A 13,199-nucleotide genomic window follows, 5' to 3' on the forward strand; every position below is an offset into this window, starting at 1 on the left:
ACCACACTGGCTCCCGGTCGCCCGTCAAGCAACCTGAGGATGCTGGCCCTCAAATCGATAAAAGAGGAACGTACACCAGAGGTATTTGCTCGATGGTCGCCTGTTCAACCATGAGGCGTTGCTAACATATGCAAGAACATATGTGAACATATACAGGATATACATAGAACGGTGACGGAGGCTACGGATTTGCCACCGCAGATTCTCACAAAACTGTGACAAAAGCCATCACGGAATCCATCGCTTAGCCGAAATTTTGTGACGCGCGCGCTTGAGCCCGCGAGGCTAAAGCGTCGCGATTTGGGACAGCAGAAACAAGCTTTTACAGCGAATAATCGGGAATGATAAACATCCCGTCTAAGTTGTCTATATTCTGGCAGTTCAGCACGCGACACCTCGGATTGTCCTTCGTAGGAATGGTCGTCCATTCAGCATATTGATTGGGGTCGCAATAGTTGCTGTTGCGAATGTAGCGGTCGAACAATGTCATGCCGCTCACTCGTTTCGACGGATACCGAAGGATCACGGCGCCCTCGTTATGGATCGCCGCGCGCGCTGCCTGGCAGCTCATGCCGAGCGCATTGTATCTCGAAATGGCCAGTGCCGGGGAGGCGGCCATGACGAAGGCGATCGCGACAACCAATTTTTTCATGGGAAAATCCTCCTGCTGCGTCCTAATTCCTATATACGCTGAAACGATCAGCCTGGTTTCAACCAACCCCGAAGTAAACGCGATTGTTATTGGAGGCGAAGTCCTTGAATCACGATAGGTATGAGGATGACTACATCCTCGGTATTCTGCGTTCCGTGAAGACGATTGCCCTGACGGGCGCGTCACCGAACCCCGCGCGACCGAGCAATGGCGTGATGGGCTATCTGCTGTCTCGGGGGTACAACGTTATCCCCGTGAATCCCGGTCAGGCAGGTAAGCAGATCCATGGCCAGACGGTCTACGCTCGGCTTGCCGATGTCCCGGTATTGGTCGATATGGTCGAGGTCTTCCGGGCTTCGGAATTTCTGTCGGGTGTTGTCGACGAGGCATTGGCAATGAGCCCGCGGCCGAAGGTGATATGGTCTCAGCTTGGTGTACGTGACGATGCGGCAGCGGCAAGAGCCGAGGCTGCCGGCATCAAGGTCGCCATGGATCGCTGCCCGGCAATTGAGTATCCCCGCCTCATCGGCTGAGTGGTTGGATTTTCCAAATAACGTGCCTGGGTTGAAAAAGAACGCGATTAACTTTTCGCGGTTGTTCGCTATGCTCGCCGCCATTCGATCAAGCTGAATGGGAGGATTTCATGGCCAAGAGCGGTCCGGGTTTCAATACGTTGGCAGTTCATGCGGGGGCACAGCCCGACCCCACGACCGGCGCACGCGCGACACCGATCTACCAGACGACGGCTTTTGTCTTTAACGATTCGGATCACGCGGCGGCCCTCTTCGGTCTGCAGCAGTTCGGCAACATCTACACCCGGATCATGAACCCGACCCAGGCCGTGCTCGAAGAGCGCGTCGCGGCACTCGAAGGTGGCACCGCGGCGCTTGCCGTTGCGTCCGGCCATGCGGCCCAAGTGATTGTCTTTCACACGCTGATGCGCCCCGGCGAGAATTTCGTGGCCGCGAAGCGCCTGTACGGAGGCTCTATCAACCAGTTCGGTCATGCCTTCGATAATTACGGCTGGCAGGTTCGCTGGGCAGATTCCGCGGATCCCGCGAGCTTCGAAAGCCAGATCGATGGCAAGACGCGGGCAATCTTCATCGAGAGCCTCGCAAACCCCGGCGGTACCTTCGTCGACATCGCTGCGATCGCGGCAGTGGCGCACAAGCATGGCCTGCCTCTGATTGTCGACAACACCATGGCGAGCCCCTATCTCATCCGGCCGATCGAACACGGTGCCGATATCGTCGTGCATTCACTGACGAAGTTCCTGGGCGGTCACGGCAACTCCATGGGCGGCATGATCGTCGATGGCGGGACCTTCGATTGGTCGAAGTCCGGCAACTATCCGATGCTGTCTAGCCCGCGGCCGGAATATAACGGCGTGGTCCTGCATTCGACATTCGGCAATTTCGCATTTGCCATCGCCTGCCGCGTGCTTGGCCTGCGCGATCTCGGTCCGGCCATTTCTCCCTTCAATGCATTCCTGATCCTGACCGGCATCGAGACGTTGCCGCTGCGCATGCAGCGCCACAGCGATAACGCGATAGCCGTCGCAGGGTGGTTGAAGGCGCACAGCAAGGTCGCCTGGGTGAATTATGCCGGCCTCGAGGACGACCCGAACCACACGCTGCAGCAGCGCTATTCGCCGAAGGGCGCCGGCTCCGTCTTCACCTTTGGTGTCAAGGGCGGCTACGAGGCCGGCAAGACGCTGGTCGAGGGGTTGGAACTGTTCTCGCATCTCGCCAACATTGGCGACACACGCTCGCTCGTGATCCATCCGGCATCGACCACGCACCGGCAATTGACGGACGAGCAAAGGATCGCCGCCGGCGCCGGGCCCGACGTCGTTCGCCTTTCGGTTGGCATCGAGGACGTGAAGGATATCATCGCCGATCTCGAGCAATCGCTGGCGAAGATTTGAGGCAATGGCAAACTACCTGACTTTTGACATCAACGGCGTCGAACCGGAGTTCGGCGCCCCGGATGCCGACCGCATACTGGCCGGCGACCCGCAGTTCAAAACCTGGAACTTGGAGGAGGCCGATGGCGGCCTCTATTCCGGCATATGGGAGGCGACGCCCGGCAAGTGGCGGATCGCCTATGACGAGTGGGAATATTTCAACGTGCTTTCGGGCCACTCTGTTGTCACGGAGGACGGTGGTGACGCTGTGCATCTTCGCGCAGGCGATCGGATGATCCTCAGGCCCGGCTTTAGGGGAACCTGGGAAGTGGTTGAAACGACTCGCAAGGATTATGTCGTCCGCCTTTGACTGCGTGGCGGAAGGCGAAGGTCTGGTCACCGATCGGCACGGCGGTCACAGGGGCTAGCTTCTGTCGGAAGAGGCGAAATCGCTGCGGACGATGCCGTGGCGCTGGAGCTTGTCGTAGAATGTCTTCCTGGGAATGCCGAGGTCCGCGATCGTGCGGCGGACGTCGCCGTCATTGGCGTTCAGAGCTTCGCGAATGATGTGGGCCTCGTAGCGTTCGAGCCGGTCCGGAAGCGACAAGGCTCCATCCGTCTCCGGTTCTGCTGCCGGAGCACGATCCGAGACCTGCCCGACGCCGAGCACGAACCGTTCGGCAAAATGTGACAGTTCGCGCACGTTGCCCGGCCAGTCGTATTCCCGCAGGTGGCGATGGATCGACGAGGGGATCGTGGGCACGTCTCGCTTGAAGCGGCTCGCGGCGCGCTCGGCGAAGTAGCCGAAAAGCAGCGGAACGTCATCCCTTCGCTCCTTGAGTGGCGGGATCGAGATCGTCACGACATTGAGCCGATAATAAAGATCCTCACGAAAGTCGCCACGCTGGCGGGGATCACTGAGATCGATCTTGGAGGCGGCGACAACACGCAGGTCGACCGGTCGGACCTCGTTGGTGCCAAGCGGCGTAACCTCGCGCATCTCGAGCACACGCAGCATCTGCACCTGGGTTGCCGGCGGCATGCTCTCGATCTCGTCGAGAAAAAGCGTTCCGCCGCTCGCATGCTCGATGCGACCGATGCGCTTTTTCTGCGCGCCGGTGAAGGCGCCGGGCTCATGACCGAACAGCTCGCTTTCAACCACGCTTTCCGGCAGCGCACCGCAGTTGAGTGCGACGAAATTGCCGGATGCGCGTCGACTCCAGCGGTGGAGCAGGCTTGCCACGACCTCCTTGCCGCTGCCGGTTTCTCCCATCAGGAGAACGTCGACATCGGTGTCGGCAATCTGTCGCAGGGTGTGGCGCAGCCGCTCCATCGCCGGCGTCTGGCCGATCAGCGGAAGGTCGTCGCGTGCCTCTTCGGTCGCCTTGCGCAGAGACCTGTTTTCCATCACGAGACGACGCTTTTCGGCGGCGCGCCGCACGCTCTGGATGAGCCGGTCTGTCGCGAACGGCTTGGTGATGAAATCATAGACTCCGTCCTGCATGGCTTTCACCGCCATCGGAATATCGCCATGTCCTGTGACCAGGATGACCGGCAGATCCTCGTCCCGTTGTCGCACGCGACCGAAGAGCTGCAGGCCATCGATCCCAGGCATCCGGATATCGGAAACTACGACGCCTGCGAATTCCGGGCTCAATGCCGCCAGTGCTTCCCCCGCGTCGGAAAAAGCCGAAACGGAAAAGCCGGCGAGCTCAAGCGTCTGCTTCGTTGCCCGCAGCAGGTCCTTGTCGTCATCGATGAGAAAAATCGGCGTTACATCGGTCATGCCATGGCCTTCCGCAGGTGCACCGTAAAGCAGGTTCCGTTCGCATCGCTCGTCACGTCGATGCGGCCGCCATAGTCGGCCACGATGTCCTTGGAAATGACGAGGCCGAGACCCAAACCTCTTTCCTTGGACGTATTGAACGGCGTGAAGAGCGACTTCAGGATGTCAGGCGAAATCCCCGGGCCGTTGTCGGCGACCTTGATTGCAACTTCGTCGCCTGTCTCTGTCACCGAGACGTCGACCTTCGCGTCGGCTCGCCCGTCAAGGGCCTCCAAAGCATTCTGGAACAGGTTGATCAGGATCTGTTCAAGCCGGATCCGGTTGCCGAGTACGCATAGCCTCGCTGGAGGCGGCCGAATATCGAGTGCTTCCAGTTGTCCGGCAAAGCGGCTTTTCAGCAGAACAACCGCTCCATCAATAACACTCAGCAATTCCACGGGCTCCGGCGCCACGCGGCCCTTGCGCGCAAATGCCTTCAACTCGTCGGTAATCGCTCCGATCCGTTCGGTGAGGCCGGCAATCGCCTCCAGGTTTTCGTCCACCTGATTCGTCTGCCGGCGTTCCAGAAAGACGCGGGCGTTGTCTGCATAGGCGCGTATGGTCGCGACCGGCTGGTTGATCTCGTGGGCCACGCCCGCCGCCACCTGGCCGAGGATCGCGAGCCGGTTCGCCTGCACCAGTTCCTGCTGCACGACCTGCAGCCTTGCTTCGGTTTCCCTGTGATCGGAGATTTCGGCCTGCAGACGGTCGCGCGCCCTGCTGAGATCGTCGGTTCGCTCGACGACCCTTCGCTCCAGCTCCTCGCGCATGGCTTGTTCTTCCGCGATCTTGGTCGCGGCCGCCTGGCGCCTCCATAGGAGAAACGCTGCGATGGCGAGAATGGGCAGAAGGACGGCAAGCGACAGTAGGCGCATTTCTCGAACGGACGCGGCGACCGGGGCATCGGTCGGTACCAGATACTCGAGATGCCATGGGGTGGTGGGAACTGGCGTTGCTAGGCGCAAATATTCGCCTTCGCCACTGCCGGGAAGAACGGCGGAAACAAGCGAGGCCTCGGCATCGATTGGCCGGGGCCGCATGATAGGCAATTTCGCCAACGGCGCATCGCCGAACTGTTGGCTGTTGCGGATGGCGGCAAGCTCAGCCTCAGGCACCGGACCGTTGATCATAAAACGCCAGGAGGGGATACTGGTGATCAGAACAACGCCGCGATTGTCGGTGACATAAACAGGACGATGCGTATCGCGCCAATCGCTCTCAAGCTGGTCGAACTCGAGCTTGACGACCACGACGCCAAGGGGCGCCGCCGCACTGCCGACGCGGCGCGAAATGTAGAGGCCAGGGCGCTTGCTGACACTGCCTAGGGCAAAATGCTCGGCGGTTCCTTCATCCATCGCCTTTCGGAAGTAATCGCGGAAGGCGTAGTCGTTGCCGACGAAGCTGATGGGCTCCCGCCAGTTGCTCGAGGAGACAGCGATACCGTTGGGACCAATGACGTAGAGCACCGCGGCCTGCGTTCCCGTGACAAGTCGCTCCAGCTTCCGGTTCAAGATGTCGATTGCATCGCTGCTTTTGGACGAGAGGCCATCGAGAACCTGCTGGTCCTCGGCAAGAAGCAGGGGCAGGGCGCGTGGCCTCTCCAGAACGGCGTTGAGCAGCGCCACCTTCAGGCTCGCATCGGTCCGGCTCTGGCTCACAATCGTATCGATGGCGGCGCGACGCCCATAGACGGTCGCGCCGAACAGCGTGGCAAGGATCAGCGCTGCCGAAACCGAAGCAAAGAGGATCCACGTTCGCCGTACCCGCCGGCTGGCACGGTGGAAGGAACCGAAATCCGATCTCGACGAGGATTGAAGCATTGTTCACTCTGTGCGTAATTCCGCACTCACGTCAAATCAATTTGTGCGAAAATGCGCTCATCTCTTTTGCTTTACGGCGCGGACGAACAATAGACTGTTGCGAAATCAATATCTTAATAGCGGCGTCGCAACTTGGCACGCATGTTGCAAAACCTCCGCAACAGCCGCGTGGCTGTTGAATTGGTAACGCAATCGCCCCGGGAGGCCACCGTTGGTTTTGGGGCACATGGAGGACATCATGGGTGCAGCACTTCCAGTCGCGCAGCCGCGCGGCAAGGTTCCCTTCTATCGGCTTCTCTACGTGCAGGTTCTTGCCGCCATCTGTGCTGGCATCCTGCTCGGTCATTTCTATCCCGATATCGGCACGGCTCTGAAGCCGCTCGGCGACGCTTTCATCAAGCTCGTCAAAATGATCATCGCCCCCGTCATCTTCTTGACCGTTGCAACCGGCATCGCCGGCATGTCGGACCTGCAGAAGGTTGGACGCGTTGCCGGCAAGGCGATGCTGTACTTCCTCGTCTTTTCGACGCTGGCATTGGCTGTCGGCCTGCTGGTGGCCAACGTGATACAGCCGGGCGCCGGCATGCATATCGATCCGGCGACGCTGGATACCAAGGCCGTCGCAAGCTACGCGGAAAAGGCTCATGACTCGACCGTCACGGGCTTCCTGATGAACATTATCCCGAACACGATCGTTGGTGCTTTTGCCGACGGCGACATTCTTCAGGTGCTGTTCTTCTCCGTCCTGTTCGGTATCGCGCTTGCCATGGTCGGCGATCGCGGTCGGCCGGTCGCTGACTTCCTGCAGTCACTGACGGTGCCGGTCTTCAAGCTGGTGGCGGTCCTGATGAAGGCAGCTCCGATCGGCGCTTTCGGCGCCATGGCGTTCACCATCGGCAAATACGGCATCGGCTCCATTGCAAACCTGGCAATGCTGATCGGTACCTTCTATCTGACATCGCTGCTCTTCGTTCTGGTCGTTCTCGGTGCGGTTGCCCGCTACAACGGGTTTTCGATCCTTGCGCTGATCCGTTACATCAAGGAGGAGCTGCTGCTGGTGCTCGGTACGTCTTCTTCGGAAGCCGCGCTTCCGGGCCTCATGGCCAAGATGGAACAGGCAGGCTGCAAGCGCTCTGTCGTCGGTCTCGTCATTCCGACCGGCTATTCCTTCAACCTCGACGGCACGAACATCTATATGACGCTCGCAGCCCTCTTCATCGCTCAGGCGACGGATACCCCGCTGACGCTGGCAGACCAGATCCTGCTTCTGCTGGTCGCGATGCTGAGCTCCAAGGGCGCTGCCGGCATCACCGGTGCCGGCTTCATTACGCTTGCCGCAACGCTCTCGGTAGTGCCCTCGGTTCCAGTGGCAGGTATGGCGCTAATCCTCGGTATCGACCGCTTCATGTCGGAATGCCGCGCGCTGACCAACTTTGTCGGCAACGCGGTCGCGACGGTCGTCGTCGCCCGCTGGGAAAATGAACTTGATCAGACGAGGTTTGCTGCGGCCATGGCCGGCAGGTTGCCTCCGGAACCGGTCGACGGTGTGCCGGCTCTGCAGGCCGCGGAATAACGCCAAACCGTAAGGTGTTGGAAGCATGACAGAGAGGTCCGCGTTCTCCGGAACGCGGACCCTTTCCATTGGTGCCTACCAGGCGAGATCCAGCCGATCCAATCCGTGGAAGTGATAGACGTCCTTCACAACAGGTGTACGGGCAAGCCTGAGCCCAGGTAGTCTCTCGAAGAGAATTGGCAGGACGACGTTCAGTTCGAGCCGAGCCAACGGCGCCCCGATGCAGAAGTGGATACCCGCGCCAAAGGACACGTTGGCGGCCTCATTGCGGTCAGGCTTGAACGTCAGCGGATCACTGAATCTTGTCGGGTCGAGATTGGCTGCCGCCAGAATGAGGCTCACCTTGTCGCCGCGCTTGAACGAAATGCCGTCGATCTCGACGGGCTCCAGCGCCCAGCGCTGGAAGATGTGGACCGGTGCGCAAATACGCAGGGACTCTTCGACGGTTCGCTCGGTGGTGGCTTCGTCCTTAAAAAGGTCGGCCGGATCGCGTCCGCTGTCCAGAATGATGCGCACCGAGTTGCCGATCTGGTGCACCGTCGCCTCGTGACCGGCATTGAGCAATACGATCGTCGTCGAAACGAGCTCGTCCTCTGTGAGATACTGGCCCTTGTGTTCGGTGTGGATCATGTGCGTCAGAAGGTCGTCCCGCGGGTTGGCGCGACGCTCGGCAATGACCGTCTTTACATAGTCCGAGAACGCCTTCGCGGCCCGTTCGGCGCCATCCTCGTCCTCGCGGGTTCGGCCGAAGAGATACATGCGGATGTAGGCATGCGACCACTCCAGGAGTTGCGGTCCCATTTCCTCCGGAATGCCGATCATGCGGGCAATCATCGTCACCGGAATGATGTCGGCAAACGCCGAAAGCAGCTCGACTTCGTTGTTTTTCCCGAAGCCGTCGATGAGCTTGTTGGCAAGCTCGGCGATTTCCGACTTCATCTTCTCAACGTGACGAGACACGAAGGCGCGGTTGACGAGCGTTCGCAGACGCGTGTGCTCAGGCGGCTCCAGTTCAAGCAGCGAGTATCGTTCCGCGAGATCGAAATTCGCCACGTGCTGTTCCGGTTCGGGAAGGCCGAGTTCTTCACGGCTTGCGATGTGCAGGATCTGGCGGCCGAAGCGGCGATCGCGCAGCAGGCCGTTCACATGGTCATAGCCTGTGAAGAACCACTGCTTCTGCTGCTCCCAATAGAATGTGGGGCAATGCGCGTGCAGAGCCGCGTAGACGCTGTTCGGATCGCTGTAAAAGGCAGGATTGCTTGCGTCCAGCGAGACGTGGCGTGTGGCGGGATCGATGGAAAGAAATGGTGGGATCATCATGCTTCGAGGCTTAGCGGATTTGCCAAGCCTCGAAAAGATAGGGTCAGCCTCTCGACAGCGATCCAACGCGGCGGAGCGCGTGGATTTGGTCGTCGAGTGTTGGAACCAGTTCGCCACTTGTTTGATCCGGCTGCGGAGGCAGTGGTGCCGCGGCTTCGGCTTCACCGAAGATGACGGTGCAGTTGCGGCCGGCTGCCTTTGCGGCATAGAGCGCCCGATCGGCTGCCGATACGAGCTTGTCCATGTTTGCCTCGATGGCTGAGGCAAGGGCAACGCCGGTGCTGAATGTTGCCGGGACGATCGCGTCGCCGGTGCTCACGGGCACACGGCAAAACTCCGCCCGGATCGTCTCTGCCAGCGCTTCAGCTTCTGTCTGGTCGGCGACGGTCGTGAAGGCTGCAAACTCCTCGCCCCCCATGCGGCCGAAAGCTCCATCCGGCACGAATTGATTGGCCAATCGGGCAAACACTGTCAGCACGACGTCGCCGGCCTGATGGCCGAACCGGTCGTTGACGCGCTTGAAGTGGTCGAGGTCGAAAAGCAACACGGCGACCTGACGGTTACTGTTGAATGCACGTTCCCGGATGGCATCGAAGCGTCCGAAGAGGCCGCGTCGGTTCAAGACGCCAGTCAGAGAATCGGTGAGGCTGAGCATGCGAAGATGCTTCTCCGAGCGCTCCATGATGACGAGGCAGGTGAGAGCGCACGCCAGGATGAGCAGGAAGCCCGTTGCCATCGCGGCGCTGCCCGCGAAGTTGACAGCTTCCGCATCAGTGGGGCCGAGGATTGCCATTGCCAGCGCAGTACCGAAGCACAGGACGCCCTGGACCACGAAGATGGCGCCGAGTTTGCCTCTCGAGCCCTCGTTGCGCTTGCCTGCCATGCAGACTGCCATCGCGAGTGCCGTCGCGCCGGTGGCTGAGGCTAGATTGTAGAGAATGACGCGATTGGTGTAGTCGTCGTTGACCCACGGCAGGAAGACGCCGCCCAGCCAGACGAGCGGTGGCAGCAATGCCCACCATTCGAGCTTGCGACGATCAAGCGCGAGGTACCCGGCAACCCACGCGCTCTGCCCAGATAGTGCGATCGTGTTGGCGATCTCGATGGAAAGGATGGCGGGTATCTGCCCGCGCAGGGCCGCCATTGCGAAACCCACGCCGCTAAGGAGAAAGCCCGTTCCCCAATAGAAATAGGCCTTGTTTCGCACATTGTGGCGCCAGGCCATGAACGCTACCAGCGCGAGCGTCATGGCTTCGGAGCACCAAATGGCTAATCCAGTCGTAACATTGAACACGGCAGTACCCCTTGTATTGCGCGTATCCTTTCGGAAAAAACTGGCATCTTCATTAATTGTGCTTGCGCGCCACTGCATTTTTGTGCGGAGTTGTCTTTAGGCTTTCCTTTCTGTGAATGAAGGGCAGTTGCGGGCGGATTCAGAATTCGTTTATCCTGATGCCGACAAAAGCTGTGCGACAGCGCGATCGTAGCCCGTTCCTCGAATCTATTTCGTCGGAATCAGCGTACATCGGGCGAAAAGTTGTTCGCCTTGCTCCGGTCCCTCTTCACGTTATCCATCGGCGCGTCTTGAAGAGGAGGGCAGGGAAGCTCTATGTAGGGATAGGCATTTTCTTTGATTCCCGGCCATAGCCGGCAGACGTTGACAAAGGACGCACATGAGAAACCCAGTCGATACCGCTATGGCCCTCGTGCCGATGGTCGTGGAACAGACCAATCGCGGTGAACGCTCCTACGACATCTATTCGCGCCTGCTCAAGGAACGCATCATCTTCCTGACCGGGCCTGTCGAGGATCACATGGCGACGCTCGTCTGCGCCCAGCTCCTCTTCCTCGAGGCCGAAAACCCGAAGAAGGAAATTGCGCTCTACATCAATTCTCCAGGCGGCGTTGTGACTGCCGGCATGGCGATCTACGACACGATGCAGTTCATCAAGCCAGCCGTCTCGACGCTCTGCATCGGCCAGGCTGCGTCCATGGGCTCGCTGCTGCTTGCTGCCGGCCACAAGGACATGCGCTTTGCCACCCCGAATTCCCGCATCATGGTGCATCAGCCATCAGGCGGCTTCCAGGGTCAGGCATCTGACATCGAGCGTCACGCCCGCGATATTCTCAAGATGAAGCGCCGCCTGAACGAAGTTTACGTCAAGCATACAGGCCGCACCTACGAGGAAGTTGAAAAGACCCTTGACCGCGACCACTTCATGGATGCGGACGAGGCTCAGACCTGGGGTGTCATCGACAAGGTCCTGACATCTCGCGTCGAGATGGAAGGTGATGCCGCCTAGTGAGAAGTAGGAATGGTGTTGTATCCGCCACAGTTCTATCTCATTTGTGATCGAACAAGGGAAGAAACCCGGTGGCGGGTGCGGCAATCTCAAGTATTAATGCTATGTTGAATTTTTATGACATAGCATCGGCAGTCGAAGGGGAGTTCGTTGCCGCCGGCGCCAGGACAGCTTAGTTTGGACCGGTTCGTACCCCTTAAACGGCCTTGGCCGGCTGGGGCTCCAAGCGTGGAGCAGGCCAATGAGTGGACCGTTATTTCACCTTGAAATGCGGCGTGCTGGAAGGAAAGTGATATGAGCAAGGTCAGCGGCAGCAACGGCGGCGACTCCAAAAACACCCTCTATTGTTCGTTCTGCGGAAAGAGCCAGCACGAAGTCCGGAAGCTTATAGCCGGACCGACCGTTTTCATCTGCGATGAATGCGTCGAATTGTGCATGGACATCATCCGCGAGGAAAACAAATCCTCGATGGTCAAGTCCCGTGACGGCGTTCCCACGCCTCAGGACATCATCAAGGTCCTCGATGAATATGTCATCGGCCAGCGCCAGGCGAAGAAGATCCTGTCAGTTGCCGTTCACAACCACTACAAGCGCCTCGCACACGCCTCCAAGAACGGCGAAGTCGAGTTGGCGAAGTCGAACATCATGCTGGTCGGACCGACCGGTTGCGGCAAGACCTATCTTGCCCAGACGCTCGCCCGCATCATCGACGTTCCGTTCACGATGGCCGATGCGACGACGCTGACGGAAGCCGGTTATGTCGGTGAAGACGTCGAAAACATCATCCTGAAGCTGCTGCAGGCTGCCGACTACAATGTCGAGCGCGCCCAGCGCGGCATCGTCTACATCGACGAAGTCGACAAGATCTCCCGCAAGTCCGACAACCCGTCGATCACCCGCGACGTATCGGGCGAGGGCGTGCAGCAGGCGCTTCTGAAGATCATGGAAGGCACGGTTGCCTCGGTGCCCCCGCAGGGCGGCCGCAAGCATCCGCAGCAGGAATTCCTGCAGGTCGACACCACGAACATCCTGTTCATCTGCGGTGGCGCATTCGCCGGTCTCGACAAGATCATCTCGGCTCGCGGCGAGAAGACCTCGATCGGCTTCGGTGCAACGGTTAAGGCCCCGGACGACCGTCGTGTCGGCGAAGTCCTGCGCGAACTGGAGCCGGAAGATCTGGTCAAGTTCGGCCTCATCCCGGAATTCATCGGCCGTCTGCCTGTCCTGGCGACGCTCGAGGATCTCGATGAGGATGCACTGATCCAGATCCTGTCGGAGCCGAAGAACGCACTGATCAAGCAGTACCAGCGCCTGTTCGAGATGGAAGACGTGGAACTCACCTTCCACGAGGACGCTCTCCGCGAGATCGCCCGCAAGGCGATCATTCGCAAGACCGGTGCCCGCGGCCTTCGTTCGATTATGGAAAAGATCCTCCTCGACACGATGTTCGAACTGCCGGCGCTGGAAGGCGTACGCGAAGTCGTCATCTCCGAGGAAGTGGCACGCGGCTCCGCCCGTCCGCTTTACATCTACGCCGATCGTCAAGATGAGAAGGCCAACGCTTCCGCGTGACCTTAGAGATATCTTTACGATACGAACTGTGAATTTGAGGGGCTTGCCGTTGGCGGGCCCCTTTCTATTTCAAAATCAGTGCACGACCCTGATAAATCTTGCTAAAGAGGTCTGAAACCACTTCTGTTGCCGTTGCGGATTCCCCCGCCCTTGGCAATTATGGAATGATTCCGTTGGTGTGTTTCGGTCTTGTGTTTTAGCCGCTTCGGAAGTGGTAGCCGCTGACTT

The 13,199-nt window shown here is 59.4% G+C and carries 11 protein-coding genes; 6 read left to right on the top strand and 5 right to left on the bottom strand.

Annotation, left to right across the window (positions count from 1 at the left end; translation table 11 throughout):
- Positions 1-322: 322 nt before the first annotated feature.
- The gene (locus AF71_RS13895) at positions 323-652 is read right to left on the bottom strand and encodes a hypothetical protein (RefSeq protein WP_169681794.1); all 330 of its coding nucleotides are present in this window, start codon (positions 650-652) and stop codon (positions 323-325) included.
- Between the two features lie 104 nt (positions 653-756).
- On the opposite strand from AF71_RS13895, the gene AF71_RS13900 reads away from it, so the two are divergent.
- The 3 genes from AF71_RS13900 (at position 757) to AF71_RS13910 (ending at position 2,928) form a co-directional block, all read left to right on the top strand.
- Entirely contained in the window at positions 757-1,185 is a 429-nt protein-coding gene (locus AF71_RS13900; RefSeq protein ID WP_113470086.1) for a CoA-binding protein, read from the top strand.
- A 110-nt stretch (positions 1,186-1,295) separates the two neighbouring features.
- Positions 1,296-2,579 carry an O-acetylhomoserine aminocarboxypropyltransferase gene (locus AF71_RS13905; RefSeq protein WP_169681796.1) on the top strand — a complete coding sequence of 428 codons (1,284 nt, stop codon included), beginning with the start codon at positions 1,296-1,298 and terminating at the stop codon, positions 2,577-2,579.
- A gap of 4 nt (positions 2,580-2,583) precedes the next feature.
- Positions 2,584-2,928 carry a cupin domain-containing protein gene (locus tag AF71_RS13910; protein WP_113470087.1) on the top strand — a complete coding sequence of 115 codons (345 nt, stop codon included), beginning with the start codon at positions 2,584-2,586 and terminating at the stop codon, positions 2,926-2,928.
- Positions 2,929-2,982: 54 nt separating this feature from the next.
- On the opposite strand, the gene AF71_RS13915 is transcribed toward AF71_RS13910, so the two are convergent.
- Positions 2,983-4,344: a sigma-54 dependent transcriptional regulator gene (locus AF71_RS13915; RefSeq protein ID WP_113470088.1), complete on the bottom strand. Its 1,362-nt coding sequence runs from the start codon at positions 4,342-4,344 to the stop codon at positions 2,983-2,985.
- Positions 4,341-6,203 (bottom strand): sensor histidine kinase, encoded by a 1,863-nt coding sequence (locus tag AF71_RS13920; RefSeq protein WP_018857073.1) that lies wholly within the window; start codon positions 6,201-6,203, stop codon positions 4,341-4,343. The genes AF71_RS13915 and AF71_RS13920 overlap by 4 nt, the downstream gene beginning before the upstream one ends.
- Positions 6,204-6,441: 238 nt before the next feature.
- On the opposite strand from AF71_RS13920, the gene AF71_RS13925 reads away from it, so the two are divergent.
- Positions 6,442-7,776: a dicarboxylate/amino acid:cation symporter gene (locus AF71_RS13925; protein WP_026371773.1), complete on the top strand. Its 1,335-nt coding sequence runs from the start codon at positions 6,442-6,444 to the stop codon at positions 7,774-7,776.
- Between the two features lie 75 nt (positions 7,777-7,851).
- Here AF71_RS13925 and AF71_RS13930 read toward each other — a convergent pair whose 3' ends face one another.
- Entirely contained in the window at positions 7,852-9,096 is a 1,245-nt protein-coding gene (locus tag AF71_RS13930) for a cytochrome P450 (RefSeq protein WP_113470090.1), read from the bottom strand.
- A gap of 43 nt (positions 9,097-9,139) precedes the next feature.
- Entirely contained in the window at positions 9,140-10,345 is a 1,206-nt protein-coding gene (locus tag AF71_RS13935) for a GGDEF domain-containing protein (protein WP_113470091.1), read from the bottom strand.
- Between the two features lie 424 nt (positions 10,346-10,769).
- On the opposite strand from AF71_RS13935, the gene clpP reads away from it, so the two are divergent.
- Together clpP and clpX are read left to right on the top strand one after the other, a co-directional pair.
- Complete coding sequence (clpP, locus tag AF71_RS13940) at positions 10,770-11,399, top strand: ATP-dependent Clp endopeptidase proteolytic subunit ClpP (RefSeq protein WP_007792131.1); 630 nt, start codon at positions 10,770-10,772, stop codon at positions 11,397-11,399.
- Positions 11,400-11,693: 294 nt separating this feature from the next.
- Complete coding sequence (gene clpX, locus AF71_RS13945) at positions 11,694-12,971, top strand: ATP-dependent Clp protease ATP-binding subunit ClpX (protein WP_018857068.1); 1,278 nt, start codon at positions 11,694-11,696, stop codon at positions 12,969-12,971.
- Positions 12,972-13,199: the final 228 nt, after the last annotated feature.

The organism is Rhizobium sp. 57MFTsu3.2 (assembly GCF_012932765.1).
GTDB lineage: Bacteria > Pseudomonadota > Alphaproteobacteria > Rhizobiales > Rhizobiaceae > Rhizobium > Rhizobium altiplani.